This is a genomic window from Sphingobium chlorophenolicum, assembly GCF_000722875.1.
Classification (GTDB): domain Bacteria; phylum Pseudomonadota; class Alphaproteobacteria; order Sphingomonadales; family Sphingomonadaceae; genus Sphingobium; species Sphingobium chlorophenolicum.
Genome location: NZ_JFHR01000049.1, coordinates 17,060 through 41,814, shown reverse-complemented (window position 1 = coordinate 41,814; position 24,755 = coordinate 17,060). Strand labels below are relative to the sequence as shown.

General features: G+C 64.8%; 28 protein-coding genes. 11 read left to right on the top strand and 17 right to left on the bottom strand.

Annotated elements, in window-relative coordinates:
* Positions 1-88 precede the first annotated feature (88 nt).
* The 6 genes from BV95_RS24615 to BV95_RS24385 form a co-directional block, all read right to left on the bottom strand.
* On the bottom strand, positions 89-244 hold the full coding sequence (locus BV95_RS24615; protein ID WP_234703230.1) for a transcriptional regulator domain-containing protein: 156 nt from the start codon (positions 242-244) through the stop codon (positions 89-91).
* 118 nt (positions 245-362) lie between these two features.
* Positions 363-626: a DUF2285 domain-containing protein gene (locus BV95_RS17550; protein WP_037454993.1), complete on the bottom strand. Its 264-nt coding sequence runs from the start codon at positions 624-626 to the stop codon at positions 363-365.
* Positions 627-746: 120 nt separating this feature from the next.
* On the bottom strand, positions 747-989 hold the full coding sequence (locus tag BV95_RS17545) for a helix-turn-helix domain-containing protein (RefSeq protein WP_037454949.1): 243 nt from the start codon (positions 987-989) through the stop codon (positions 747-749).
* A gap of 182 nt (positions 990-1,171) precedes the next feature.
* Positions 1,172-1,498: a DUF736 domain-containing protein gene (locus BV95_RS17540; protein ID WP_037454946.1), complete on the bottom strand. Its 327-nt coding sequence runs from the start codon at positions 1,496-1,498 to the stop codon at positions 1,172-1,174.
* A 563-nt stretch (positions 1,499-2,061) separates the two neighbouring features.
* Positions 2,062-2,505, bottom strand: a complete 444-nt coding sequence (locus BV95_RS17535; protein WP_037454943.1) for a hypothetical protein — start codon at positions 2,503-2,505, stop codon at positions 2,062-2,064.
* A gap of 139 nt (positions 2,506-2,644) precedes the next feature.
* Positions 2,645-2,812, bottom strand: coding sequence for a hypothetical protein (locus tag BV95_RS24385; protein WP_169804668.1), 168 nt, complete (start codon positions 2,810-2,812; stop codon positions 2,645-2,647).
* 408 nt (positions 2,813-3,220) lie between these two features.
* On the opposite strand from BV95_RS24385, the gene BV95_RS17530 reads away from it, so the two are divergent.
* The gene (locus BV95_RS17530) at positions 3,221-3,826 is read left to right on the top strand and encodes a class I SAM-dependent methyltransferase (protein WP_037454941.1); all 606 of its coding nucleotides are present in this window, start codon (positions 3,221-3,223) and stop codon (positions 3,824-3,826) included.
* Positions 3,827-3,886: 60 nt separating this feature from the next.
* Here the strand turns inward: BV95_RS17530 and BV95_RS17525 are convergent, their stop codons facing one another.
* From BV95_RS17525 to BV95_RS17515, 3 genes are all read right to left on the bottom strand, one after another.
* Positions 3,887-4,822, bottom strand: a complete 936-nt coding sequence (locus tag BV95_RS17525) for a DUF2493 domain-containing protein (RefSeq protein ID WP_037454991.1) — start codon at positions 4,820-4,822, stop codon at positions 3,887-3,889.
* Positions 4,823-5,136: 314 nt separating this feature from the next.
* Complete coding sequence (locus BV95_RS17520) at positions 5,137-6,174, bottom strand: DUF7146 domain-containing protein (RefSeq protein ID WP_037454937.1); 1,038 nt, start codon at positions 6,172-6,174, stop codon at positions 5,137-5,139.
* Entirely contained in the window at positions 6,174-10,496 is a 4,323-nt protein-coding gene (locus tag BV95_RS17515) for a strawberry notch family protein (protein ID WP_037454934.1), read from the bottom strand. The genes BV95_RS17520 and BV95_RS17515 overlap by 1 nt, the downstream gene beginning before the upstream one ends.
* A 201-nt stretch (positions 10,497-10,697) precedes the next feature.
* Between BV95_RS17515 and BV95_RS17510 the strand changes: the two genes are divergently transcribed.
* The 5 genes from BV95_RS17510 (at position 10,698) to BV95_RS22785 (ending at position 13,877) form a co-directional block, all read left to right on the top strand.
* Positions 10,698-11,801 carry a PAS domain S-box protein gene (locus BV95_RS17510; RefSeq protein ID WP_234703229.1) on the top strand — a complete coding sequence of 368 codons (1,104 nt, stop codon included), beginning with the start codon at positions 10,698-10,700 and terminating at the stop codon, positions 11,799-11,801.
* Between the two features lie 153 nt (positions 11,802-11,954).
* Positions 11,955-12,314, top strand: a complete 360-nt coding sequence (locus BV95_RS17505) for a hypothetical protein (RefSeq protein ID WP_037454932.1) — start codon at positions 11,955-11,957, stop codon at positions 12,312-12,314.
* A 135-nt stretch (positions 12,315-12,449) separates the two neighbouring features.
* Positions 12,450-12,716 (top strand): hypothetical protein, encoded by a 267-nt coding sequence (locus BV95_RS23855; RefSeq protein WP_156028701.1) that lies wholly within the window; start codon positions 12,450-12,452, stop codon positions 12,714-12,716.
* Positions 12,713-13,363, top strand: a complete 651-nt coding sequence (locus BV95_RS17500; protein ID WP_156028700.1) for an imm11 family protein — start codon at positions 12,713-12,715, stop codon at positions 13,361-13,363. Before BV95_RS23855 ends, BV95_RS17500 begins: the two co-directional genes overlap by 4 nt.
* Positions 13,364-13,454: 91 nt before the next feature.
* A complete protein-coding gene (locus BV95_RS22785; RefSeq protein ID WP_051749849.1) occupies positions 13,455-13,877 on the top strand; it encodes a hypothetical protein in 423 nt (140 codons plus the stop codon).
* Here BV95_RS22785 and BV95_RS17490 read toward each other — a convergent pair.
* The 4 genes from BV95_RS17490 to BV95_RS17475 form a co-directional block, all read right to left on the bottom strand.
* The gene (locus tag BV95_RS17490; protein WP_037454926.1) at positions 13,850-14,074 is read right to left on the bottom strand and encodes a DUF6117 family protein; all 225 of its coding nucleotides are present in this window, start codon (positions 14,072-14,074) and stop codon (positions 13,850-13,852) included. The two genes, BV95_RS22785 and BV95_RS17490, sit on opposite strands and share 28 nt — an antisense overlap.
* Positions 14,071-14,484: a hypothetical protein gene (locus BV95_RS17485; RefSeq protein ID WP_037454924.1), complete on the bottom strand. Its 414-nt coding sequence runs from the start codon at positions 14,482-14,484 to the stop codon at positions 14,071-14,073. The genes BV95_RS17490 and BV95_RS17485 overlap by 4 nt, the downstream gene beginning before the upstream one ends.
* Before the next feature lie 65 nt (positions 14,485-14,549).
* The gene (locus tag BV95_RS17480; protein WP_037454922.1) at positions 14,550-14,768 is read right to left on the bottom strand and encodes a hypothetical protein; all 219 of its coding nucleotides are present in this window, start codon (positions 14,766-14,768) and stop codon (positions 14,550-14,552) included.
* Between the two features lie 59 nt (positions 14,769-14,827).
* Entirely contained in the window at positions 14,828-16,954 is a 2,127-nt protein-coding gene (locus BV95_RS17475; protein WP_037454920.1) for a ParB/RepB/Spo0J family partition protein, read from the bottom strand.
* 253 nt (positions 16,955-17,207) lie between these two features.
* Between BV95_RS17475 and BV95_RS17470 the strand changes: the two genes are divergently transcribed.
* The gene (locus tag BV95_RS17470) at positions 17,208-17,522 is read left to right on the top strand and encodes a hypothetical protein (RefSeq protein WP_051749848.1); all 315 of its coding nucleotides are present in this window, start codon (positions 17,208-17,210) and stop codon (positions 17,520-17,522) included.
* Positions 17,523-17,571: 49 nt separating this feature from the next.
* On the opposite strand, the gene BV95_RS17465 is transcribed toward BV95_RS17470, so the two are convergent.
* From BV95_RS17465 to BV95_RS17455, 3 genes are read right to left on the bottom strand one after another with little or no spacing between them, the layout of a single operon-like run.
* Positions 17,572-18,351 (bottom strand): hypothetical protein, encoded by a 780-nt coding sequence (locus tag BV95_RS17465; RefSeq protein ID WP_037454918.1) that lies wholly within the window; start codon positions 18,349-18,351, stop codon positions 17,572-17,574.
* On the bottom strand, positions 18,351-18,668 hold the full coding sequence (locus tag BV95_RS17460) for a DUF5983 family protein (protein WP_051749847.1): 318 nt from the start codon (positions 18,666-18,668) through the stop codon (positions 18,351-18,353). The genes BV95_RS17465 and BV95_RS17460 overlap by 1 nt, the downstream gene beginning before the upstream one ends.
* Positions 18,665-19,627: an ArdC family protein gene (locus BV95_RS17455; protein WP_037454916.1), complete on the bottom strand. Its 963-nt coding sequence runs from the start codon at positions 19,625-19,627 to the stop codon at positions 18,665-18,667. The genes BV95_RS17460 and BV95_RS17455 overlap by 4 nt, the downstream gene beginning before the upstream one ends.
* A 300-nt stretch (positions 19,628-19,927) precedes the next feature.
* On the opposite strand from BV95_RS17455, the gene BV95_RS17450 reads away from it, so the two are divergent.
* Entirely contained in the window at positions 19,928-21,799 is a 1,872-nt protein-coding gene (locus tag BV95_RS17450) for a putative bifunctional diguanylate cyclase/phosphodiesterase (RefSeq protein WP_081873424.1), read from the top strand.
* 54 nt (positions 21,800-21,853) lie between these two features.
* Entirely contained in the window at positions 21,854-22,267 is a 414-nt protein-coding gene (locus BV95_RS17445) for a DUF2177 family protein (protein WP_062792097.1), read from the top strand.
* A gap of 63 nt (positions 22,268-22,330) precedes the next feature.
* Here BV95_RS17445 and BV95_RS17440 read toward each other — a convergent pair whose 3' ends face one another.
* Complete coding sequence (locus tag BV95_RS17440; RefSeq protein ID WP_234703228.1) at positions 22,331-22,711, bottom strand: COG4315 family predicted lipoprotein; 381 nt, start codon at positions 22,709-22,711, stop codon at positions 22,331-22,333.
* Positions 22,712-22,878: 167 nt separating this feature from the next.
* Between BV95_RS17440 and BV95_RS17435 the strand changes: the two genes are divergently transcribed.
* Together BV95_RS17435 and BV95_RS17430 are read left to right on the top strand one after the other, a co-directional pair.
* Positions 22,879-23,271, top strand: coding sequence for a DUF305 domain-containing protein (locus tag BV95_RS17435; RefSeq protein WP_081873423.1), 393 nt, complete (start codon positions 22,879-22,881; stop codon positions 23,269-23,271).
* An 11-nt stretch (positions 23,272-23,282) separates the two neighbouring features.
* Positions 23,283-24,746, top strand: coding sequence for a YncE family protein (locus tag BV95_RS17430; RefSeq protein WP_174544492.1), 1,464 nt, complete (start codon positions 23,283-23,285; stop codon positions 24,744-24,746).
* Positions 24,747-24,755: the final 9 nt, after the last annotated feature.

Here is a 24,755-nt window from a genome sequence, read left to right as displayed (position 1 = left end):
ACCTTGCCTGTCCTCTCACCCCTTTCAGTTTCGAAACTGGTTTCGACATTGTCACTCATCGTCACCTCGCAAATGCAAGGATCACCATCTACCAGATCGCCAAATCATGAAAATGTGGGGGATTTTTACCGCTTACTCTGTAATCGGGATTTCGGCGCAGGAACTCCCAGGCAAGATCGCCCGGAGTCAATTTGTCGATATAGTCATAGGCGGCATCAGACCGCCAACTCTCATCCTCGGACATCCTCCGCGACCTCCGCGCACTGTTTTACAACGCGAGTTATGCGGCGGATACGATTCCCGGTTGAATGGATGGCGGGAAGAACCGAGTCGCCATTACGTGATGCGGATTGTGCATCACCTCAGTGCAAGCGGCCTTGTAGAAGTTGGCAAAAGCCGCTGGTCGTCATCCATTTCGCGCGATCGAGATGGTTCGTGTAGATGCGCAGAGCGCGTTCAGGATCCGCTTTCGCGTCGAGACCGAAGAGAACTTCGACGACTTCGCGCCAGTCTGCGCTTGCCGCGTCCGCGTCGAGCAGGCGGGCGTATAGTTTGAGGTGCGCCTCGTCATAGGCGGTCAGTGCGGCCCCCGCCGGCGGCTGATCCAGGAAATCGTCTTTCGTCACCACATCCCCCGGTCGCGAGATGTATCCAAATTGGAGGGAATTGTTAACCGTGATTTGATCGGAATGATGACGCAAGCCCATGATGCGAGAAGGCGTGGCGACGCCGCGACCTGTCGAACCTCAGGCTTCCTTCTTCCCCTCAACGAGCAGCACTCCCTTGCCCTGATCGGAACTCAGGAAGACGATGCCAGCGCGTTCGAACGCCCGTCTCACCTCATCACGCGTGCTCTCATAGACCTCCAGGCCACTGGAGGATTCGAGGCGCTTGAGCGCGGTCAATGATACTCGGGCCTTGTCAGCGAGCGTCTCCTGCGTCCAGCCCAGCAACGCGCGTGCGGCCCGTGATTGTCGGGCGGTGATCATGCATGATCACCTCCCACTCGGACCTACGCGCACGCCAGAACTACGACTATAATAGTCGCCCTCGCTCGGGCTGGCCACTCAAAAGCGGCTGTTTGATCAAGCGGGCGGCCAAAGCCGAGCTATCTGATTCGGTTTAGCGCGTTGGAAGGGCCCCGGCCCTTTCGGCCGGGGCCCTTCGGGCCTTAGTCGCCGCGCCGACCGTTGGGACGGGACCAGATCAGCGAGAAGGTTTCTTCGCCCTCGTCATCGAAGAGGTTGGCGTAGATCGGGGCGTTGAAGCTCGGATCGTCGAGCTTGAGGCCCAGATAGTCGCGGCCTTCGTTGGAGCGCTTGGACCATGCGGCGCCGATCTCGGCGCGGCCGACCAGGACCCGGTGGCTGGGGGCGTTCTCGCCGGTGGCGCGCTGGTCGGGGACGATGCGCACGTTCTTGGCCTGGACGCTGAGGGTGACGATTTCGCCGGTGAACTCGTTCGAGCCGGTCTTCTTGAAGGTGCCGATGGTCGCCATTGTAAGTCTCCGTTTTCCGTTCCCGAGCCCGCACCATTGCGGCCTCGATGGCGATCGGCAGGCCGGAGGCGATCGACGGCGCACCCCGAAGGGGCCTGACAGCTAAGGAGGGCTTTCTTGTCTCGCGAGGAATGGCGGCGCAGCCGGCAGGGGAAGAAAGTTTGACGCGGCTGTTGCGTCATAGGCGATCGAGGCGCAGCCGGCCTTCGGCCAGATCAGGCCATTGAAGAGGCCGTTTGGAGCGGTCGAGGTACGGTCAGATAACGGAGAAGATGGCGGCCAACCCGCATCGGCAAGCCGGCGTCACGCCATGCTCACAGGCGTCGTCTCCTCCCACCAGGCCGACGCGGCTGCATCCTGCCCCCCCGCGCCACCACGGAGATCGCGCCGTCGGATGTCCGGCGGCCGCTGAGAGATGACTCTATCCCTGCAGCGCCTCAGCGAAGACCGCCCTTCCGGGCCCAGCGCAGATCCGCGCCGCACACGCCCATCGCTCCGACATGAGACGATGGGGGCGACCGCGATCACGGCTGCCTTGATCCTACTGCCGGCAATGACGCAGGTTAGGCCCGGGCAAGGTCCCGGCCGGACAGGGCCGGAGCCGCCGCCATTCCAGCGACCCGCACGAACGCGGTGATGCCGACCGCGACCGCGCCAATGACGGAGAACGCAATCTGCCACGCGTCGGACGGCATCAGGTGCTTCACGATGCCATGGGTGGCGTGAAAGCCGGCGATCGCCGCCGGCGCAACGAAGGCAGTGGCGACGATCAGCTTCAGCCACATGGGCCGCACGAAGGTGATGAGCAGATGCCCGACGGCGAGCGTGGCCGCCGCCGCTATGGAGCCGACTAGAATGGCGCCCGGGATTCCAGCGCCCGTTCCGTGCGCCCAGGCGCCCGCGGTCACGCCGACGAACGCCGGCAGTGCGAAGACAGCCAGCGTGAACAGCAGCCAGCAAAGCATGCCGATGGCCGCGAGGGATGCAAGTATTGCGAGGATGATCATAGTGGTGGACTCCGTAAGAAAGGTCTGACGGTTGCGCCACCACCACCACCACGGCGCGCCCGAACTATAGCTGAAAATTGACTGCGCCGGGAGCGGAAATCGCGTGCGACTTCCGCGCGGCGGCGCCGGTTCGCCCCGGTCATGGGGCGAAAGGATCGATCTCATGAACGATCGCGGCGATGTCGCCGTCGTATTCGCTGGCGGGCGTGACCGACAGCGTCCCGTCGCCAGCCTGGAAGATGATAATCGCTGCCATCAGCGTGGTGGCGAGGCTGAATGCGAAAGCTTGAGCTTGATTGAGGGACATCTGACCGGCTCCTGTCTTGGAGGCGGGAGGCCATCTCCCGCGCGACAGGCGCCCGATGTGTCCGGCCGGGGGCCGCAATCACCGCGCAGGCGAAGCTGGAGCGGCGGCATGCTCGCATAGCCGACCCTTTACGGGTTGATGGCGTCAGGCCAGCGGCTGGACCAAGGATTAGCGCAATGGACGCGGGTGATGGTTTCACGCCATGACTGGGCCTCGATGAAACCCCCGTTCAATGCTTTAGTTCTGTAACAGTGCTTTGCTTGAGACACTATTGCTCGTGGCGGGCTCGGCCTTGCCAGGCCAGCGATAGAATTAGAGCAAGCGCCCATGGTCCACAGATAGTGACTTTGTTACGTCTGAAGCGCACAGTGATTGCGCGAGCGTAAGCTGCACGCTTCTCGAGGTGATATGAGTACGGCAACCGAGGACGGCTCTAACGGATATGAGGCTGTCGCAGACATCTACGTTGCAGGACGAGGCACCCGTTCTCCCGTAGGCGACTCGGTCGGTGCCGCGGTCGTGAGAGCTTGGGCGAACGGCTTTCCACGCGACGCGACGGTGCTCGACCTCGGCTCCGGCCCCGGTGAACCGAGCACGAGAATTTTGCAGGAGGCCGGTCTCACCACCTATGCTGTCGATGCGTCACCGACCATGGTCGCTGCGTTCCGCGAGCGGTACCCGGGTGTGCCGATCGAGCGAAACACCGTAGAGGCCTCGGAGTTCTTCAACCGGACCTTTAGCGGCGTGCTTGCCTGGGGTCTGTTGTTCTTGCTCGACCCGGCAAGCCAAGCGCTCGTCATTGAAAAGGTGGCGCGCGCGCTAAAGCCGGAGGGGCGCTTTCTCTTCACCGCGCCCCGGGAGCCCCTTAAATGGCTGGACGGCATGACCGGGCGCCCGTCGGAATCCCTTGGTGGGCGCACATATGAGCAACTGCTACGCGATGCTGGACTCATGTGGGTGGCCGATACTGAAGACGAGGGTGGGAACCACTATTACTTTGTCGAGAAGGTCTAGATCCGATCTGCGTTCGGATCGATTGGTGCCTTTGTGGTCATTCCTACGGGGGGACGGCGCTCAGGCGCCGCCTCCCTTCGGGCGGAAGTCGAACAGCGGGATGCCGAGCTTCCTCGCCTTGTCGGCGAGATTGTCCTGAATGCCGGTGCCGGGGAAGATGATCACTCCGATCGGCAGGATGTCGAGCATCTGATCGTTGCGCTTGAATGGTGCAGCCTTGGCGTGTTTCGTCCAGTCGGGGGCGAAGCCGACCTGCGGCACCTTGCGGGCGTCAGCCCATTTCGCCGCGATCTTCTCGGCGCCTTTGGGCGACTTGCCGTGGAGCAGCACCATGTCGGGGTGCTTGGCGTGGACCTGATCGAGCTTGGCCCAGATTAGGTGGTGATCGTTGAAGTCGAGCCCGCCAGTGAACGCGATCTTTGGACCTGCGGGCAGCAGCACCTGATTGTCGGCGCGCTTCTTGGCTGCGAGGAAGTCGCGGCTGTCGATCATCGCCGAGGTCATGTTGCGATGGCTGACCATTGATCCGCTGCGCGGTCGCCAGTTCGATCCGGTGTGGCGCTCGTAGTGTTCGGCGGCCTGGTCGCGCATCAGCTCGAAGGCGTTGCGCCGTTCGATCATGGTCTGGCCCTCGGCCGTCAGGCGTTCTAGCTCGACGGCCTTCACTTCGCTGCCGTCCTGTTCGCGCTGGCCGCGGCGCTGCGCCTGCTCATTGTCGTCCAACTCGCGCTCGATCCGTTCGTTGGCCCGGTGGAAAACGTTGACGGTCGACCAGAGGAGATCGTCGAGGTCGGGCTCGAGGCGGGTGTCTTCCAGCGTGGCGATCAGGGCGTCGAAGATGTCGGCGATGGCGCCAGCGACAAGGTCGCCCTCCGGAAGCGGTCGTGGATCGGGTTCATCCGTGAAGGGACGGTAGCCGTAAAGCTGGAGTTCGCTCAGGACATGGTCGGTGGGGGAAGAGGCGTGGTGCGGTTCGTAGTCGTCGTGCTCGCTCATGGGATGCTCCGTCGGTTCGACCACGACCCTCGCGGCCTTCATGGCGACGAAAGCCGGCGGGCGGGCCGGGCCTGCACCCGCAGCGAAGCGGAGGGCCGGAGCGCAGCGGAGGATGACGAAGGCGGGCTATTTTGCCTCGCGATGGAAAGCGGCCTCTGGCCGCGCCGGAAAATAGTCCACCGCAGGCATTGCGGGTCCGGGCCGTTTGCTGGCCGATCGCCCTCTCGAAGGCCGGGGCGCGGTTCTCTCCGACCTGGGGATTATCCGAGCGACGCCGACAACGGCGCTCCCGCCGTCTGCGTTCTCCTGCCGGCCTATGTCGCCAGCGCCATGAAGCGTGCGACGTCCCGTGGCGCGATCTGCGGCTGGGCCGCTGCCCGGAGGCTGTCCAAACCCGCCAAGCGGAGATCCTCGTTGAAATCGCCCAGCTCCGGCGAGATGACGATCGCCTCGATCCCGGCTTCGTTCGCCCGTTCGATAAGAGTATCGCGCGCCCCGTCACCGGCCGGATCGTTGTCGCGGACGATGTAGAGCCGCCGCAGCGTGTCGGGGAAAAGGAAGGCGGCGAGATGAGCCGCCGAGAGCGCGGCCAACATCGGCATGTCGGGAAGGACCTGGCGGAGCGACAGCACCGTTTCGATGCCTTCGCCGGCCGCCATCACCTCGCCACCGATGCCGAAGCGCACAGCGTTGCCGAGAAGATCTCCCATTGCCCGCCTCGGCGTATCGATCGGCGCCTTGTCCCTGCGGCGGGGATCGAGCCAGGTGCGATGCGCCCCGGTGATCTTGCCGTCGAGGTCGGTGACTTCAGCGATCATCGCCGGCCAGGTCTCGGTCGGAGAATGCTCGTCGGGCCGATAGTAGCAGCGCGGGTGGAAATGCAGGCTTCCGGTTCCGCGTAAATCCGTAATGCCGCGTTCCCGCAAATACGCCTGTACGAGCGTACCGTAGATTGGCTGCGCCATGTGAACCAGCCGGCGTGCCGCTTCGGGGGAGCCATGCGGGGCCGGGCTTTGCCGCTGGTGCTGGCGGGCCTCCGGTTCCGGTTGAGGCATCGACAGGAAGGTCCGGGCCTCGTCGGCGACGTCCTTGAAATCGACCAGGCCGCAGCTTTCCCGGATGACGTCGAGAAGATCGCCATGTTCGCCTGTCGCCGCGTCGGTCCATTTGCCGGCTGGACCTTTGGGCGAGTCCTTGAGCCGGACGTACATCGAGCGGCCGGGCGTGTTGCGTGCGTCGCCGACCAGCCAATAGCCGCCCTCGCGGCGGCCGCTGGAGAGATAATGCCGGCACACCGCCTCGGCCTGGCGGCCGAGACTTTGCGCGAGATCGGAAGCGTCCTGACGTGCCATCACGCGGCCTCCCGCTCGGAGATGCGCGCCACCGGGAAGGTGTCGAGCAGCTTGGCGAGGATGCTTGGCCCGGTGGCGTCGACCGGCACGAAGAAGCGGAGCTTCCACGAGATGATCTCGCTGAAGAGACCATAGGCCCGCAGCCGGTCCCGCATCGCATCGGTGAAGCCAGCCAGCTCCAGCCGCTGGGCGCTCATGACACGCGCGCGGCGGAGCTGAAGGCCATCGGCGAGATCGAGGATCGTCGTGCCGTCCATCAGCGCAGTGAAGGCTTGTTCCGGGGTCAGCGACGCGGCGCCCGTGGTGACGGCGTTCGACGCCCACGCTGGCGACACGCGCCGGCCGATGATGCGCTCGCCGGCATCGGTCTGGAGCCGGTAGACGCGGGTCGACTCGTTCGGCAGGCGCTTCCAGATCGGCAGCAGCAGCCCGGCGACGATGTGGATCGTGCTGTCCGAGAACTCGGGCACGTCATTCAGTTCGGCCCACCACGCGGCGGCGAAGGCGGCGCGATCGGCTTCCTCCCAATGGCTCTCGTCCATCATGCGCAGCGGGGCATAGTGTTGCTCCATCGGCCGGATCAGGCTGACGCGGCGCTCGATCTCGCCATCGTCGAGCATCATCGACGGTGCCGGTATCTGGACGGCGGCGCGGCCGGAGCGGCCATTGACCAGGAGCCGTGCGCAGGGATCGGAGAGATGGTCGAGCGCATCGGCCAGGCTCGTCGGCCGATTGCGCTCCCGGCGGGTGATGGTGAGCAGCCGCGTTTCCGCGCCGGTGCCCGGGTGCGTGTGGATCACCTGAGCGTCGGTGACGATGAAGCTCTCGGCCTGAAGCGTCTCCAGACCGAGGTCATAGACGCCGCTACGGATCGCGCCTTCGACCTTGGCGGTCAGCAGCTGCTCGAACGCCGTGAACAGCACGCCCTGCAGTTCGATGGTGAGCGCCAGCAGCCGGTTGAGGAAGGTGGTGATCGGCGGCAGCTCGTCCTTGATGCCGTTGTCGTCCATGAGTTTCAGCCCGGTGGCGGACTCGAAGCGGTCGAGCGAGCAGCCCTCCACCTTGCCACGGACGAGCAGCAGATAGAGCTGGCGCAGCGCATCGCGGGCATAGGGACTTTCCAGATTGTCCTCCGGCCGGAACAAGCCTTGGCCACCGGTCTGGCGCTGCCCGCGCGTGATGGCGCCGAGCGTGTCGAGCCGGCGCGCGATCGTCGAGAGGAAGCGCTTCTCGGCCTTCACGTCGCTGGCGATCGGCCGAAAGAGCGGCGGCTGCGCCTGGTTGGTGCGGTTGGTGCGGCCGAGCCCCTGGATCGCCGCGTCAGCCTTCCAGCCCGGCTCCAGGAGATAATGGATGCGGAGGCGCTGGTTCTTTGCCGCAAGATCGGCATGGTAACTGCGGCCGGTGCCGCCGGCGTCCGAGAAGACGAGGATGCGCTTCTGGTCGTCCATGAAGGCGGCTGCCTCGGCGAGATTTGCCGCACCCGCCCGGTTCTCGACGGCGAGGCGCTCGCCCTTTCGCACCACGCGCCGCGAGCGGCCGGTGACTTCTGCGACGACATCGGTCCCAAACCGTTGGACGATCTGGTCGAGGGCGCCGGGAACGGGCTCCAGCGATGCGAGCCGCTCGATCAGTTCGTCGCGACGGGCGACGGCTTCCCGGCTCTCGACAGGCTGGCCGTCCCGGTAAACCGGCCGCGACGACAGATTGCCCTCGCTGTCCGAGAACGGCTCGTAGAGCTGCACCGGGAAGGAATGGGCGAGATAGTCGAGGACATATTCGCGCGGCGTGATGTCGACGCGCACGTCGTTCCATTCCTCGGTCGGGATCTCGGCCAGGCGCCGTTCCATCAGCGCCTCGCCGGTCGAGACGATCTGGATGACGGCGGTGTGCCCGGCGGCCAGGTCCTGCTCGATCGAGCGGATCAGCGTCGGCGTCTTCATGCTGGTCAGGAGATGGCCGAAGAAACGCTGCTTGGCGCTCTCGAAGGCCGACCGCGCGGCCGCCTTCGCCTGCCGGTTCAGCGTGCCGCTGTCGCCGGTGATGTTGGCGGCCTGCATCGCCGCGTCGAGATGATTGTGGATGATGGCGAAGGCGCCGGCATAGGCGTCGTAGATGCGGGTCTGCTCGGGCGTGAGCTGGTGTTCGACCAGTTCGTATGCGACGCCGTCATAGGAGAGCGACCGGGCCGTGTAGAGGCCGAGCGCGCGCAGGTCGCGGGCGAGCACCTCCATGGCCGCGACGCCGCCGTTTTCCACGGCTTCGACGAACTCGGCGCGATTGGCGAAGGGAAAATCGTCGCCACCCCAGAGGCCGAGCCGCTGGGCATAGGCGAGGTTGTGGACGGTAGTCGCGCCAGTCGCAGAGACGTAGACGACGCGGGCGTTCGGCAGCGCGTGCTGGAGCCTGAGCCCGGCACGACCCTGTTGTGAGGGGGCAACATCGCCCCGTTCTCCCTTGCCGCCGCCGGCGTTCTGCATCGCGTGGGACTCGTCGAAAATGATCACTCCATCGAAATCGGAGCCCAACCATTCGACGATCTGCTTGACGCGCGAAAGCTTCTCCCCACGGTCGTCGGACCGTAGCGTAGCGTAGGTGGTGAATAGGACGCCTTCGTTCAGCCGGATGGGCGTGCCTTGCGGGAAGCGCGACAGCGGCGTGACCAGCAGGCGCTCCATGCCGAGCGCCGACCAGTCGCGTTGCGCGTCCTCCAGCAGCTTGTCAGATTTCGAAATCCAGACCGCTTTGCGGCGACCCTGGAGCCAGTTGTCGAGGATCACACCGGCCGATTGGCGGCCTTTGCCGGCGCCGGTGCCGTCGCCAAGCATGAAGCCCCGGCGGAAGCGGACGGCGTTCGGCGCATCGTCCGGCGCGGCGGTGACGAGATCGCCGGTTTCGTCCACGGTCCATGCGCCGGCGAGATATTCGCCATGGGCCTCACCGGCATAGATCACCGTCTCGAGCTGGGCGTCGGACAGCAGGCCATCGGCGACGATCGCGGCCGGAAGGGTCGGGCGATAACTCGGCTTGGGCGGCGCGACCGACGCCATGGCGGCCGATTGCACCAATTTGGTGGGATGGGCCTGCGCGCCGGGGATGCGGATCGACTGGAGCGAAAAGGCCTCGTAGATCGAGTCCGACAGGCGGCGACCCTCGGGCGGCGTCCACTCGACCGTCTCGTAGTCCAGCGGCACAGCTTCGATCTCAGCCGTGCGCCGGGCGGGCGTGGCGGCTGCGACCCGGGCGAGATAGCCGCGAACGGTGCGCGGCGCGGCGTCTGGAGCGGCTTTCGGGAGCGCGACGGCCATGCGCGGGGGCAAGTCCCGCTCGATCCAGGCGAGCAGTGTCGCCACGTCGGGGGCGATGCCGGGGGATGCGGGGAAGCGAGCCACGTCCTCGGCAGGCGCCTTGTCGATGACGGTTAGGCGGGTTTCGATCGTGGTGCCGTGCTTGGCATAGACCGAGCCCGCGATCGCCGCGGTGAACACGACGCGGCCGCGCTCCTGCAGCCGGACGAAGCTGTCGCGCCAGGCTGGCAGCTCGGGCGAGAAGTTCGCGCCGGTGATTGCGACCAGCCGGCCGCCGGGCGCGAGCCGTGCCAGCGCCGAAGCGATGTGGCGATAGGCGGCGTCCGCGACGCGCCCTGAGACGTTCGCCATGACCGAAAACGGCGGGTTCATGATGACGACGCTGGGGATGGCGGCGCGATCCAGATGATCGTCGATCTGAGCGGCGTCGAAGCGCCTGACGGCGATGGCCGGAAAGAGCGAGGCGAGAAGATCGGCGCGGGTCTCGGCCAGCTCGTTGAGGATGAGGTCGCAGCCGACCATCTCCGCGAGAACCGCGAGCAGGCCCGTGCCGGCCGAAGGCTCCAGCACCCGGTCGGCGGGCGTGAGCGACGCGGCGGTCAAAGCCGTCAGGCCGAGCGTTGTCGGGGTCGAGAACTGTTGAAGCGCCTGAGCTTCCTCGGACCTGCGCGTGTGGGTCGGCAGCAGACCGGCGATCTTGGTCAGTGCGGCGAGCCGCGCGGCCGGAGACGCGGCTTTGCGGAAAAGCGGCTTTCCGTATTTGCGCAGGAACAGGACGGTGGCCGCTTCGCAGGCGTCGTAGGCTGTCTTCCAGTCCCAGGCGCCGGCGGCATCGGAGGCGCCGAAGGCCTGCTCCATGACGGAGCGCAGGATCGCGGCGTCGATCGCGCGGCCCTGTTCGAGATGAGGAAGAAGATCGCCGGCTGCGGCGAGGATTGCGGATGCCGGAGGCGCGTAGGGCGCGAGCGAAAGCGTGGCCGCCGGAGCGGCTCGGGAGGCGGAAGCGCGAAGCATGGAGGATACCTCGAAAGAGCGGGAGACGGACGAGCCGGCCCGGCGCTCTCTCTCGACCGGACGGGCTCAAACCCGTCCCGGCCGACCTCTTCCTCTAAGATGTGGCCCTTGCGTCACATCTCTGGTAATGGTCCGTACCCCTAAGGACAAAACCAGGAAACAGCGCTGCGAATCTGTGCGGCAAAGCGAAAGGCCGCTCCCGTGAGTAGTGAGAATGACAGCAAGCTTCATCTGGGTGTTCGAGATACGCCGCTTGCCACGGGGCCTTCCGCGTTGACGTCCGGACATGAAGCGTCTGCGCCAGCGCTGGCGGTTGCCGATGCTGCGGAGATCGATCCCGATCCACGTGATTGGCTCGCGGCAATTATCGCGGGATCGGACGACGCAATCATCAGCAAGGATCTAGAGGGCAATATCCGCAGCTGGAATCGTGGCGCCGCTCGGCTGTTCGGTTATACGTCCGAAGAAGCTGTCGGCCGGCCAATTACCATCCTCATCCCCGATGAGCGACTCGGGGAAGAGCCAAAGATTTTGGACGAAATCCGACATGGGCGGCGCGTCGAACAATTCGAGACGCAACGCCGGCGTAAGGATGGCGCCCTGATAGATCTGTCGTTGACAATTTCTCCAATTCACAACGAGCGCGGTGTGATTGTCGGGGCATCGAAATTCGCCCGCGACGTCACCGAGCGGCGACGCGCCCAGGAGACGCAACGCCTCCTGTTCGGAGAAATGCAGCACCGTATCAAGAATCTGTTCGCGTTAACCGCTGGCATCGTCACCCTCAGCGGAAGATCGAACGCAAGCACTGACGAGGTGGTACGCACGATTCATGAGCGGCTCGGCGCGCTTGCTCGTGCTCACGATCTGACGATTTCCGATTGGGCAAGCGAGACGATCCGCGAGCAGGCTGCTGACTTGCGAAATTTGGTTCGGGCAATTCTCGAGCCCTATGACGGCGAAGGTCAGATCGCCATCGAGGGGATCGCCGCCACCGTCCACGGCAAAGCGCTGACGAACATGGCGCTGGTGCTTCATGAACTCGCCACCAACGCTGCAAAATATGGCGCACTGTCTGGTCCGGAAGGACGTCTCGATGTTGGCATCGCCGAACATGAAGGCGAGATAAAGCTGACATGGGCGGAGACGTGCGGGCGAGAGATATCGCGTCCCGCCGCGGAGGGGTTCGGCAGTCGCCTCGAACGGAGCCTATGCGCAGCCCTTGGAGCGACCGTCGATCGAGATTGGCGCGCAAATGGGCTTTGCATCGTCATTACGGTGCCAAAGAAAGGGCTCGAGGGATGATCTCTCGGAGCGGCCTTGGCCTGGCGTGTCCGACACCTCTGCTGGGTGCATTGCGCAGCGGCCCGGGCTGGACGTCGCAACACTCCCTAAAGGTCGCGGCGTGTCGCGTGACACCGAGTTCGTTGGGCCAGTGAAGAAAGCGAGGCGAGAGTGATGAGCGGAAGAGCGATCGGCACGGTTGCGGCCGTCTGTTTAGTGATCGGCTTTGGGGCTGGCTTTGTCCTGCGCCCGGTCATTTCTCCGGTGTCGGCATCGCCAGCTGTCGCCGCCGGAGTGGCCCAGCCGAGTGAAGACGAGGCCACGGCGGCGGTACGACGTCATCGGCTGTTCACTGGGACATCGCTCGCGAACGCCACTCTGAAGCTCGGTGATTGTTCGCCAGGCGGCGTGGGACCCGGCGTGACCTGCATGACGCAGCTCGTCATGGACCCGACGAAGGCCGGAGCGGCTCCGCAGAACCGCCCGATCGGCTTTGCGCGGATCAACGGCCAGTGGGAAGTCGCGGTCTGGTAGCGGCGGGCCAGACCCGATGATGTGGGCACTACACCTACGCTGTAGCACTCCAGTCGTAGCCGAACATGCTTGCCGTGAACGCCGCAGCCAACATGCCCGGTCGGCGCAAGGTGGCGATAGAATGTGGGGTGAAACGTGGCGCTGAATGGCAGGGTTTTCGGAGCGCTGTTTGCGCTCGCATGGTTTTGGATATGGGCGGCCCATGTGGCGACCGGTTTGCTCGACCGCCTGATTGCTGCTGCACCCAGTGGGCGGACCTCTGCGATCGTGAGAGCACTCGACTCTTTCACGCGGGAATTATTGGTACAGCCGTTAGGCCGATCGCTTGCTGCGGCCGTGTTGGTTCTGGCTGGCGTCGCCCTGGCGGCGTTCCTCTACAAAACGAAGGCAGAATCAGCATGAGCAAGCCAACGGTGTGGGCAAGCAGCGTGATGGTAAGTATCTACGGAAAGATGTTTTTCCGAAATGCTCTAGACTTCGACGAAGGCCCCGTCGATCCCAGGTTGCAGGGCTCCGGCCGCCGCAATGAAGCGGGTGAAGTGCTTTCCGCCGAAAGCTTTCCACCGGAAATCTGGGGCGTGCGCGGTCGCAAAGATTACGAGTCCCTACCTGATATTTTCATGGGCTATGGTCCCTGGATAGTATCTAGGGCGGCGGCCGACGTGATACAGCAGTTTGACATCGGTCAAGGCCAATTCTTTCCTATCCGTGTGTTGAAGAAAGATCGAAAGACGCCGATACCGGGGGAATGGCTCTGCATCAATTTCGGTAATGTAAAAACAGCCTATTTGGGGGGCGGAAGAGACCCTACTCCCTACATCGAGGCCCCAACTATTCGACACGCCATGCCTTATCCGGTGCAGGATAACATGCTGATGGTGAGTGCCGACGCGCTGGAAGGTCCCGACATTTGGGTCGATCCGCAAATCCGGGACACTTTCTTCGTTAGCGGTCGCTTGGCGAAGGGATTGAAGGATGCAGGTGTAGCCCGCGCTTTCGGGTTCAAGAGGTGCAAGATAGTCGATAGCGCAACGGGGACGGCGACATAACGTCAATCACGCGAGTTCGCTCACCGCTATCGCTGTCATTGCGGATATGCTGGCGTAGACCGCGGCGGCTGTTAAGTGCGGACGGAGGCGTGTGGCGGGCGACATCGATCGCGAACTGGCGGCTGTATTCCTCGCAAATGGCGAAGGTTTTCTGACGGGCGCGGACAGGGCCGATCGCGAGGGTGCGGGGGAGATCTGCTACGCGATCGCCATCGCCACCGAGCTGGCGCTGAAGGCATTCCTCGTCGCACAGGGCTGGAGCGACGATCGCTGTCGCCGTGATGTCCGCCACGATCTGCAAAAGGCGCTGGCCTTTGCCGAGGCCGCAGGCCTCAAGACGGTGGCCGGGTTGGACGGGATCGTCACCGTGCTGAACGCCTATTATCCGAAGCATGCCTTCGACAGCTTCGTCGTTCCGGCGGGCGACACCGCGTTTCCGTCCAGGGCGCACGCGATTGTTGCGGACCTCTTTGAGAGTGTCCGCCCTCAGGTCAAGGCCTCCGGCGGGCGGTAAAGTTCGAAGGGATTACCGTCGGCCAGATGGCCAAACGGGGTGAACACGTAGTCGCCGTCATCGCGCCCGACGGCGCAGATAACGTAACGGGTCTCGCCCGTTGCGATTTCGGTGCATTCCATCAGCGCCAGATCGCCGCTCGTCGCGGCGCTCAGCAAGGTTTGGAAGTTGGTGCGAGCGTGATCGGGAATGCTCATCGCGCCCCTCCGTCGGGAAGCCTATCGGCGAGCCAGCGCCCGGTGCTGATCCATTCGAGCGTCTGGCCCGTCGATAGATCAAGGACATGGGCGCCGCCCGAGAAGCCGTCGACGACGGGGTCCGAAGCGATGCTCGCCCATTGGAATCCCCAGCGCCCTGTCAGGCCGAAGGCATCGGCGCAGCGCGTCACGAAGGTGATGGCGAGCTGCTGGTCTGCGCTGCCGACATCGCGCAGCCACAGGCGGGCCGGTCCGTACTCGGGTGAAAGCGAGAGCAGGAACGGTTCGGCCGGCGGGTCTTCGCGGGCGTTTTCGGCGATCAGCGCAGTGTAGATGTCGAAGGCGCGCGCCGCGTTGGCGGCGGTGCCGATGTCGAGCAGGCAGGAAAAGCGGGTGAGAAAATCGGTCATGGCGGGCTCCTGCAACGAAAAAGCCCGGCGCTGGGCCGGGCTCGGGGGGATCGAACGTGCTCGGGCTAGTAGCCGAACTGCCAGGACGGCCAGGCCTGGCCGTCGTCGGCGGCTCGCACGGCATCGTCGAGGTAGGCGGGGTCACCCTCGACGACGGTGGGATCGCGGACTGGCGTCTCGTCGATAACGGTGACGCGGGCAACGAGCCCGTCTTCGACCTCGACATGCACGGGCACGAGATATCGGAAGACGACGCGCCGGGGCGCTGGGCTGGATTGCGACATGGCGCAGCTCCTTGGTTGGAGGGATAGGCGGAGCGGCCGAAGCCGCCCCGCCTGCGCGATCACTCGGCCGCGACGAGTTGGCGTTCGTCGTCTTCGCCGGCCGGCTCCTCGTCATCGCCCGCGAGGAAGTCGGGCAGCTCCGCGCCGTCATCCTCGCCGCCGGTCTGGGTTTCCGGCGTGGACGTGTCGGCCTCGGCCACCAGGCGCAGCGGTTCCGGCAGCCAGCCGGTGTCGGCCAGCAGGCGCTCGGCCTCCTTGGCCATGTCGCCCTTCTTCAGATGGTCGATAAGCTGCGCGGCCTGTTCGCCGGCTCCCTCGCGGACGGCCTGAAGGATGCGGGGTTTGGTGACCCGGTTGAGGTAGTTGCCGAAGGTCGGACGCCAGCCGGCTTCGACCAGATCGAGCCCGGTCGCCAGAGTCAGGCGGTCGGCCTGGGCGAGCCGCATCTCGAGCGTGTGCTGCGACACGCCGCCAGCGCTATGCGGATTCGGACGCTCGTAGAGCGCGTTCACGCCATAGCTGACGCAATGTGCCAGGAGTGCCATCCGGCTGGCGTCGTCCAGGCCCGCGAGCCAGTCCCACAGGGCGACGTCCTCCTTCGGGATGTCGCCCGCCCAAGCGGCGTGGCGGTCCTGCACCGCGCGTGCGGACGGGCTGTCCTTCAGCGCATCGTCCTGGGCCGGGAAGAAGACGTGCTTCACCCCGGCTTCCATGGCGCCCGTATACATGCGGGTCATGAAGGTGTCCGAGACAAGTTTGTGGAGCAGCGCCGTCATGGCGACGTGCGGATTCTCCGCGACGGCGTTCCGAAGCGCGAGCGTGCGGTACGCCGTCAGCTCGACCACAAGGCGCTCCGGCAGCGGCTTGATGACGCCGTCGTCCTCGTCGTCCTCGGGCTCGGCAGGCTGGCCACCGATGGTGATGACCGCCCGCTGCACCACGGGCTCGGCCGGATCGCCGCCGGCGTCCACGTCGGTCTCGCCCTCAGCCTCGATCGGCGCTTCGTCCTCGGCCCGCACATAGCCGCGGTCGATGTCGAGGCTGCCGTCGTGGGCGATGCTGATGAAGACGCCCGCGCGGGGGATGTCGTCCGCCTCGAAGCGTACCGGCCTGGTCTCGAAGGCGGCGATCGCCGTCTCGATCTCGCCGAGGCGCTGATCGACCTCATCCGGCAGCTCGTCGGCGCCTTCATATTCGGCCTCGAGCTTCTGATATTCGGCGTTGAGCGCCTCGATGGTCGCCTGTTCCTCGGCCGAGAGGTCGAGCGGTTCGCCCTGCAGCTCGCGCAGGCCCCGCGTGGCGTCATAGGGGAAGCTGACCGCGACCTCGATCCACTTCCACCCTTCGGCGGCGATCGTCTCGGCCGTGGCCTTCAGTTTCTCCGCGACCAGTCGGTCGAGCAGGCCTGCGTCCTTGAGCCAGCCGCCATCGTCGGACTGGAAGAGATCGCGCATGGTGACGCCGCCGGCCGCCTCATAGGCGTCGACGCCTAGGAAAACGGCCCGCTTGTCCGAGGCGCGCACGGTGGTCTCGGTGAGCATGCGCCGGATTTGGTAGGGCTCCTTCGACCACGCATCCTTGATCGCGTCCCAGACCTGTTCCTGGCGGGCATGGTCGTTGGACACGGTGAAGGCCATGAGCTGCTCCAGCGTCATGCCGTCCTCGGCATAGACGTCGAGCAGCGCGGGCGACGCGGACGCCAGCCGCAGTCGCTGCTTCACGACCTGGGCCGGCACGAAGAAGGCCGCGGCGATCTCCTCCTCGCTCATGCCCTTGTCGCGCATGTCCTGGAAGGCGCGATACTGGTCGAGGGGATGGAGCGGCGCGCGCTCGATATTCTCGGCAAGCGAGACCTCCTCGGCGAGGATGGCGCTGTCGCGCTCGCGCACCACGCAGGGCACCGGCGCGATCTTGGCGAGGCGCTTCTGCTTGACCAGCATCTCCAGCGCCCGGAAACGGCGGCCGCCGGCGGGCACCTCGAACATGCCGGTCTCGTTGCCCTCGGCGTCAGCGACGGGAACGACGCTGAGGCTCTGGATCAGGCCGCGTCGTGCGATCGAGGCCGCCAGGTCGTCGATCGAGACGCCGGCCTTCACGCGCCGGACGTTCGACTGGCTCAGGACCAGCTTGTTGAAGGGAATGTCGCGCGAGGACGACAGGACGATCTTTTGAGCTGCAGTAGCCATCGGGATGTACTCCGCGACGGGCGGCCGAGAGCCTCTCTCTCGACCTCCAACCCGTCACGAAAATCCCGTCCCCCCTCTTACTCTCTGCTTTCGGCGCGGACGCCCGCGACAACCGAACCGATCCGGATACGGTCGAGACAATCTCCGCTGGCTTTGACCTGGGGCGACCATAATAGTCGCCCTACCGTGGCGGCGCTATCGGCCTCCGCAATGTTCACGTGCGTCGGATCGGCCGGGCGCTCGGATCGATCGGATGGAGGCGATGAACAAAACGAAGAAACCGGCATCCTTGCGCAGCTGGATCGCGACGCTCGGCCTACGACGTTCACAGCCGAAGCTCTCCGCCGTCGAGCGCGCCCTGGTCGGTGCCAATGGCAAGGCGCTGACCATGCTGGTCACCGCGTTGCAGGCGCGCGGCCACTTGGAAGTGGAGGAATTCTCCAACCTGCTCGGGATCTTCAGCGTGGTCGTTGGAGACGACGACGATCTGGAAGGCGCGATCCTCGCCATCTGGGCTGCGACGCTGAAGGAGAGTCTGAGGGGACCGACATCGCCCGTCGATCCGTAGAGGCGTAAGGCCGTAAAGTCGGATCAGCGTATCGCCGGTTCTACGGTCGTCACGAGGCGCGGAGCTGACCGCCTTGACCGGCGAGCGGATCGATGCGGCGGACAATGACGGGACGCGTGTTGGCGGCCTGGGCAAGCTGCTCGATCAGCGAAAGGTCCGATTCGGAGCATTCGCCGCGGACATCGATCTCAACCCAATGATCGCTGCGGGCGACGTCGAAGTCGCGCAGGCGGTGATGGGACGATGTGTAGAAGCTCTCGTTCTGGCCGATCAGCCGGGCGCGCGAGGTGAGGAAGAGGATGCCCGAGCCGAGGTTGCCGCAGAACAGCAACTCGTCGGTCGGGCTGGTGTCGGGACCGCCGCCGACCAGCTTGCGTCCGATCTGGCGGAAGGCCTCGTTGAACGTGGCGGGATTGGCGGTGATCCGCGCCTGGGATCTCTGATGGAATACCCAGGGCGGCCGGTCTGGATCAAGGCGGCCGACTGCGATCTGATGGAGGAAGTCCGCGAAGCTCGCCGGATCAGCCGGATATGGGCATGTCCGCCATAGCCCCCGCACCTTGGCGCGCAGCAGATCGGGCAACGCGAAGAGCCTGGCCCGCGCCTCGCGCCAGCGCCTGGCGCGGGCGTCGCGCTGGTCATGCTCGCGTTCGTCCCACCAGACATGGCGGCGGGCCATCTCCTCGTCGACGCCGTGCTGCCGCGCGGCGATGGCGTCGGCGAAGAGCGGCAGCGCCTCCCGCTCGAGGTGCTGCTTGCGGAGGAACGCCGCGCGTTTGCGCGGCGTCTCCCGATAGGCGGTAGGCCGGGGCCAGCGACGGAAGCGCATCAGATCGCCTCCCGCGCTTCGCGAATGGAGCTTTCGGAATCGTCGAAGATCTCCAGCGCGTCGGTTTCAGGCGCATCGCGGTCGAAGAGGATGTACTCGGCGCCGAGGCGCCGAGCATAGGCTTTGATCGCCTGGAGATCGCCAGGTTGGTCCTCAAGCTCGCCTTCATCCACCCAGACGAACCAGCCGTAGGGTGTCGATGAGATCAGCTCCTCGCCGCGTTCGGCATGCCGTTCGAGATAGACGCGCGAAGCGGAGGACAGGTGGATAGTCGAGCAGTCGAGAAAAGGCCGTAGAGGATAAGCGATCGTGGTCATGCCGCCCTCCGTTTAAGCTCGATATCGGCGGCCAGCGCTGGCGCGCCGGTCTCGGGCGCATGGGCGAGCAGCCAGTCGGCTGCCTTGCTCGCTTGGCTGGCGGCGCGGACGATAGCGCGATTGTCCTCGCGCAGAACCTCCAGCCACGATCCGAGATAGTCCGCGTGCCGTACGGTCGGAACGATGCCGAGCGAGGCGCAGCAGAAGGCCGCGTTCATCTCCGCGACCAGCTCCTCGAAGGCGTATTTCTTGGTGCCGAAGGCGCCGGTCATGTCGCGGCCGAGCCGGGATGGATGGCCCGTTGCGTGGCCGAGCTCGTGCAGCGCCGTGCGGTGCCAGTTGATGGGATCGAAATAGGCCTGGGGCGGTGGGACTTGGACGTAATCGAGCGCCGGGACATAGAAGGCCCGGTTGCCGCCGATGCGGAAGTCGATGGCCGTCGAGCGGATCAGAACCTCGACCTGCGGCTCGACCAGCCCCGGCGGCGGTGGCGGCGCGACCGTGGCGATATCGTCCGGCAGGTTCTCGCACTGCGCGGCGTTGAACACCGTGAAGCGCTTCAGGAACGGGATCGCCTGGGCGTCCTCGCCGGTCTCGCGGGCTCGGCGCTTCTCGCCGTCCGGCACGAAGCGATCGGCATAGACGACGGTCGTGCCGCGCTCGCCCTTGCGGACATTACCGCCGAGAGCCAGCGCCTGGCGGAAGGTGAGCCAGCTCTGGCCCGGGAAGCCGTGTTCGACGACGGCGCCCCATAGGATCAGGACATTGATCCCCGAATAGTGCCGGCTGGTGGCGGCGTTCCTCGGCATGGCGAGGGGCGCCTTCGCCGCGGCGGTCCCCCATGGCTGGACCCATGGGACGCGTCCGGCTTCCAGCTCGCCGATGATCTTGCCGGTGATTTCGTCGTAGAGGCTCGTCCGGTCCTGGCCGGCGCGAACGGTTGCGGTCTTTCTGGACATCGCGGATCTCCGCGACGGGCGCCGGAAGCTCTCTCCCCGCTCTCAACCCGTCACGGCAAAGCCGGTCCGCACTCTCACTCTAGGGGGCGTTGCGGGGATCTCCCCGCAGAAGGGGTCGGCCGAGACGCGAGGCTCGGCCGCAGGGGAAGGCTTTCCCCTCATATCGACGTGATTAATTCGACTTTTAGCATCTCGATTACCACGCCGTTTACCGGCCACGACTATTATAGTCGCACCTCTCGTATAAATGAGTTGTCAGGCGGGTGTTCGTTGCTGCGCATCCAGAATGAAATACTACGGATGATCGCAGACGGCGAACCGCTCGATGACACTGCGCGGCAGATCTGCGTTCTCGTCGAGGCCGAACTGCCGGGCACGATCTGCTCGATCCTGGTCGTGGACCGCGCCGGACTGCTCCACCCGCTTGCGGCCCCGAGTCTCCCCGACGACTACTCCGACGCTCTCGACGGAATGGTGATCGGCCCTGAGGTCGGCGCCTGTGGAACTGCGGCATATCTTCGGGAAGTCGTGATTATCGAAGACATGACCGTTGATCCCCGTTGCGCGAAGTTTGCGTCGCGGATCGACGGCCTTGGCGTGACGGCATGTTGGTCGCTGCCGATCCTAAACGATGAAAGGAACACGGTCGCAGTCCTCGGGCTCTATCACCGCGACAGGCATTACCCGGGTAAAGCTGAGCGCGAGCTCGCGGAAGCGTGCGTGGACCTCTGCGCCATCGCGCTCCGTCGCAACGAGCGGATCGCCGATCGGGAGCGTCGTGCGAACATCGACGCCCTGACGGGTCTTCCAAATCGATCTGCCTTCGAAACCGCCATGGCGAACATACCCTGCGACGAGATCGGATCGTGGGGACTGTTCATCCTGGACCTGGACAACCTCAAGGTCGTCAACGACACCTTCGGCCATCTCGCCGGCGACGCCCTGATACGCACCGCCGCAAGTCGGATCTCCCATGTGATGGCGCCTGACATCACCTTTCGGCTTGGCGGAGATGAGTTCGCGGTCATCATGCAGTCGCCCGAGCTGCTGAGCGATCTCGACGCGGCGGCCGCGCGTATCTTCGCGGCGCTCGAACTGCCAGCGCCTTGCGAGGGCCACATGGTCGTCCCCCGCGCGACGATCGGGGGGGCGGTTCTCGCGCAAGGAGAGGCGACGGCGATCGCGGTGAGCGAAGCCGCCGATTTCGCGCTTTACCACGCGAAGGAGACCGGGCGCGGCGGTTTCGTCCGCTATTGGCCGGGCATCGGTAGCCGCATCACGCGGAGGCGGGATGCCATTCGAGATGTTGCGGGGGCGCTTAAGGACGATCGTATCGAGGCGCACTACCAGCCCGTGGTGCGCTTGGACACAGGCGAGATCATCGGCCTCGAGGCGCTTTGCAGAATGCGTACGGTCGATGGTGACTTGATCACCGCGGCCGATTTCCATGAGGCGACGACGGACGCCCATGTCGCCGCAGAACTGACAGAACAGATGCTCGCGGCCGTAGCTGGAGATATCCGCCATTGGCTGGATAGTGGGATTCCGGTCCAGCACGTCGGCATCAACGTGTCGACGGCGGATTTCTACACTGGGAGCATCGGAAAGAAGCTCGAGAGCGCATTTGATCGCGCGGGTGTTTCGTTGAAGCACTTGGTGCTTGAGGTTAGCGAAGATGTGTATCTCGGACGGCGCGATCGCGTCGTCGCGAAGGAGATTGAATCCCTGCGCGCGGCTGGCGTCCTCGTCGCGCTCGATGATTTTGGGACGGGATACGCCTCTCTGACGCATCTGCTGAGTGTTCCCGTCGATATCATCAAGATTGATCAGACCTTCGTCGCTCGCTTGTGGCCGGAGGATCCGAGCATGGTGATCGTCGAGGGTTTGATCGATATCGCCAGACGCCTCGATATTCGGGTTGTAGCCGAAGGTATTGAGACCGAGGTGCAGGCAAGCCAACTCTGGTCGATGGGCTGCCATCTCGGCCAAGGTTTCGCCTTTGCCAGGCCTGGAGACCGCGTGACGACGGAGCGGCTTCTGCGCCGGCACGCGCAGGGAATGGGTGGAACGGTTCCTCTCTATCCGGTTTCCCTACAGGCCCCCGCGAGCTCGAATGGCTCGGTGCCCGAACAGAAGCTGGCGAGTCCACATCGTCGCGCATCTGTCGGCTAATGATTGCCGCACGTGGCATGAGGTGTGGTTCTTCGCGAGCGCAGAGGCGTGGACATGTTGACGATGAGACAGCGCGTTGCCGCCTACATAATCGCTCTCGTTGCGTTCGGCGTTCTTGACGCCGCAATCATCTTTTCGTTCGGAGCCCGGTCCTACAAGACCACATTGGGCGACGTGCTCGCCGAGCAACCTCATATCTGGCCGGTTCTCGTATTTTATCCGCTTTTCATCTTCGGACTTTGCCACTTCGCGGTTTTTCCCGCGTTGCGGGCCCGAAATAGGACCGTCGCCGCCAGCAACGGCGCAATCTACGGCCTTTGTACCTACGGCACCTATGCGCTGACGTGTTACGCCGCGATCCGCAACTGGAGCCTCCAGCTTGCCTTGACGGACATTTGCGGGGGCACGCTGATTGGCGCCGCTGTCGCGCTGTTCGCTTATCTTGGCGCCGCGCGGATCAGAGTTTAGGTCAACCGGGGGCTGAAACTGCCGGCGAGCGGGCCGCCGGCAGTGAAGTCAAATTCGGGCGGATCAGGGCTGGGCGATGTGCCAGGCGCCGTTGAGGAATCCGTCGCCAGTGATGTCGCCCGGCTTCTTGTCCTTCGTCCAAGTGTAGAGCGGATGGCCCTTGTAGGCCCACTGACGCGAGCCGTCATCGCGCACGACGACAGTGTAGCTGGCCGCTGATTGTGCGTCGGCGGCGGCCGCAAGCGGAGGCCAGTTGACGGCGCACGGACCGTTGCAGGCCGACTTGCCGTCGGAGTCCTTGTCAAAGGTGTAGAGCGTCATTCCGTGTGCGTCGATGAGGGTCCGCCCCTTCGCTGTGTCGCCGACCATGGCGGGATCGGCGGCGAACGCCGCGGTGGAAGCCGAAAGGATGATGGCTGCTGCGAATAGTGTCTTGGTGATCACGATGTGCTCCTACTGAGGTGGTGACCGTAGTGAGACAACGACGTCGCCGATTTATTCCGAGCGGCAGTAGCTTTTTCAGACAGCCAAGAAAATTCGAGGGGAATGGAATAAAGGAGAGGCTGTGCTGTCTACCGCTCCAAGGCACTGAGCACGGAGCGACCATAGCAATGAAGATCAACAAAGGCGGTGCGATCGTTCTCGCGATCTGCACCTTTGCCATGGCTGGAAACCCGGCGATGGCGCAGCAACATCATCCTGGCGCGGCGACCAGCGAGCGCTCACAGGAAGCGCAGGCCTTCCAAGCCGACAACGACACAGCCATGGCGCGAATGATGGCGGCCATGCATGTCGAGCCTACCGGCGACGTCGACCGCGACTTCCTCGTGATGATGATCCCGCATCATCAGGGCGCAATCGACATGGCCAAGGCGCTGCTGCGCTCCGGCCGCAATGAGACGGTCCGCCGTCTCGCGCAGGAAATCATCGTCACTCAGAAAGACGAGATCCGGGCAATGCGCATGGCGCTGGCCGACCAGAAGAACGCGGGGATCCAACCATGAGGCGCTCGACTATGAAACATCACCTTCTCGCACTGACACTGCTCCTGGGCACCGCGCCTGTCCCAGCGAGTCAGGCGTTCGCCGGCCAGGCGCCGCGCGCATCGGCCACGGAAGACATTCCGGTGAGCCACCGTGACCGCGTTTACGCCGCCGAGCAGTTCTCGAACACTGTCTCGGTGATCGATCCGGCAAACAATGCGCTGCTCGGCGTCATCCGGCTCGGCGATCCGCAGCCGGCAAATCTCAGTCCGCTCTATCGCGGGCAAGTGCTGGTGCACGGGCTCGGTTTCTCGCCTGATGGCAAGACGCTCGCCGTCGTGTCGATCGGCTCCAACTCGGTGACCTTCATCGATACCGCCACCAATGCCGTGAAGGCGACCACCTATCTCGGCCGCTCACCGCATGAGGCGTTCTTCACGCCCGATGGTCGCGAGCTCTGGGTCACGGTGCGCGGCGAAGACTATATCTCGGTCATTGACCCGACGACATTCGCCGAGAAGACCCGCATCCGCGTGCCGGCCGGCCCCGGCATGCAGATATTCTCGCCGGACGGCGAATACGGCTATGTCTGCTCTTCCTTCACGGCCGAGACCGTGGTGATCCGCCGAGCCGATCATCAGATCGTCGGACATATCAAGCAGGACTCGCCGTTCTGCCCGAACATCGCTGCAAGCCCGGACGGACGGCAGGTCTGGCTGACGCTGAAGGATATCGGGCGTGTGATGGTGTTCGATGCCAAGCCGCCATTCTCGGTGCTGCGGACCATCGACACAGGCCCACTCACCAACCACGTCAACTTCGCAAAGACCATGGCGGGCACCTTCGCCTATGTCACGGTTGGCGGCCTCGATGCGATCAAGGTCTTCCGTACCGATACGTTCGAGCAGACGGCGCTGATCCCCGTGGGCAAGCTGCCGCATGGCCTCTGGCCCTCGGGCGACGGCACGCGGATCTATGTCGGCATCGAGAACGCCGACAAGGTGGCGGCGATCGACACGGCGACGAACCGAGTCATCGCCGAGATTTCGGTCGGACAGGCACCCCAGGCGCTGGTCTATGTGCCGCGCGCCGTCGCGGCGGATGAGGGCACGTCGGGCCTTCAGCCACTCGGCGTTGCGGGCAAGGCGAGCCTGCTGTCGCTCACAGCGGTCAGGCCCTCCGCCACGGAGCGGGGGACCAGTGTTTCGCTGTTCGACCAGGGTCTCACACAGGTGCTGCAGGCGGCCGTCGCCGGGCTAGAGCCGCGTAAGCCCTATGTGCTGGCGCTCGCTGACAAGCCGGACGGCTCCGGACAGATAGAGCCGCTCGCGGCCTTCATGACCAACCCGGCGGGCTCGGCTGTGGTCAACGCGGTCGGTCCGATCCGGCAGGTGGTCGGCAACGCCGCAGACGATCGCCGCCGCTATCTCGTCATCGTGCCCGGCACGGCGTCGGAATATGGAGCGCCGGTTCAGGTACAGTCTCGCGCATCCTGAGCGGCGTAA

Excerpts from the sequence above, each read along its gene's own strand:
- BV95_RS17435 (WP_081873423.1), top strand. The coding sequence starts at position 22,879 with ATGAAGATCAACAAAGGCGGTGCGATCGTTCTCGCGATCTGCACCTTT.
- BV95_RS17520 (WP_037454937.1), bottom strand. The coding sequence starts at position 6,174 with ATGGCACGTCAGGACGCTTCCGATCTCGCGCAAAGTCTCGGCCGCCAG.
- BV95_RS17480 (WP_037454922.1), bottom strand. The coding sequence starts at position 14,768 with ATGTCGCAATCCAGCCCAGCGCCCCGGCGCGTCGTCTTCCGATATCTC.
- BV95_RS17530 (WP_037454941.1), top strand. The coding sequence starts at position 3,221 with ATGAGTACGGCAACCGAGGACGGCTCTAACGGATATGAGGCTGTCGCA.
- BV95_RS17505 (WP_037454932.1), top strand. The coding sequence starts at position 11,955 with ATGAGCGGAAGAGCGATCGGCACGGTTGCGGCCGTCTGTTTAGTGATC.
- BV95_RS17485 (WP_037454924.1), bottom strand. The coding sequence starts at position 14,484 with ATGACCGATTTTCTCACCCGCTTTTCCTGCCTGCTCGACATCGGCACC.
- BV95_RS17430 (WP_174544492.1), top strand. The coding sequence starts at position 23,283 with ATGAAACATCACCTTCTCGCACTGACACTGCTCCTGGGCACCGCGCCT.
- BV95_RS17445 (WP_062792097.1), top strand. The coding sequence starts at position 21,854 with ATGTTGACGATGAGACAGCGCGTTGCCGCCTACATAATCGCTCTCGTT.
- BV95_RS17475 (WP_037454920.1), bottom strand. The coding sequence starts at position 16,954 with ATGGCTACTGCAGCTCAAAAGATCGTCCTGTCGTCCTCGCGCGACATT.
- BV95_RS17470 (WP_051749848.1), top strand. The coding sequence starts at position 17,208 with ATGGAGGCGATGAACAAAACGAAGAAACCGGCATCCTTGCGCAGCTGG.
- BV95_RS17545 (WP_037454949.1), bottom strand. The coding sequence starts at position 989 with ATGATCACCGCCCGACAATCACGGGCCGCACGCGCGTTGCTGGGCTGG.
- BV95_RS17540 (WP_037454946.1), bottom strand. The coding sequence starts at position 1,498 with ATGGCGACCATCGGCACCTTCAAGAAGACCGGCTCGAACGAGTTCACC.
- BV95_RS24385 (WP_169804668.1), bottom strand. The coding sequence starts at position 2,812 with ATGTCCCTCAATCAAGCTCAAGCTTTCGCATTCAGCCTCGCCACCACG.
- BV95_RS17535 (WP_037454943.1), bottom strand. The coding sequence starts at position 2,505 with ATGATCATCCTCGCAATACTTGCATCCCTCGCGGCCATCGGCATGCTT.
- BV95_RS17460 (WP_051749847.1), bottom strand. The coding sequence starts at position 18,668 with ATGACCACGATCGCTTATCCTCTACGGCCTTTTCTCGACTGCTCGACT.
- BV95_RS24615 (WP_234703230.1), bottom strand. The coding sequence starts at position 244 with ATGTCCGAGGATGAGAGTTGGCGGTCTGATGCCGCCTATGACTATATC.
- BV95_RS17465 (WP_037454918.1), bottom strand. The coding sequence starts at position 18,351 with ATGCGCTTCCGTCGCTGGCCCCGGCCTACCGCCTATCGGGAGACGCCG.
- BV95_RS17450 (WP_081873424.1), top strand. The coding sequence starts at position 19,928 with ATGATCGCAGACGGCGAACCGCTCGATGACACTGCGCGGCAGATCTGC.
- BV95_RS17500 (WP_156028700.1), top strand. The coding sequence starts at position 12,713 with ATGAGCAAGCCAACGGTGTGGGCAAGCAGCGTGATGGTAAGTATCTAC.
- BV95_RS17515 (WP_037454934.1), bottom strand. The coding sequence starts at position 10,496 with ATGCTTCGCGCTTCCGCCTCCCGAGCCGCTCCGGCGGCCACGCTTTCG.
- BV95_RS17490 (WP_037454926.1), bottom strand. The coding sequence starts at position 14,074 with ATGAGCATTCCCGATCACGCTCGCACCAACTTCCAAACCTTGCTGAGC.
- BV95_RS17525 (WP_037454991.1), bottom strand. The coding sequence starts at position 4,822 with ATGAGCGAGCACGACGACTACGAACCGCACCACGCCTCTTCCCCCACC.
- BV95_RS17455 (WP_037454916.1), bottom strand. The coding sequence starts at position 19,627 with ATGTCCAGAAAGACCGCAACCGTTCGCGCCGGCCAGGACCGGACGAGC.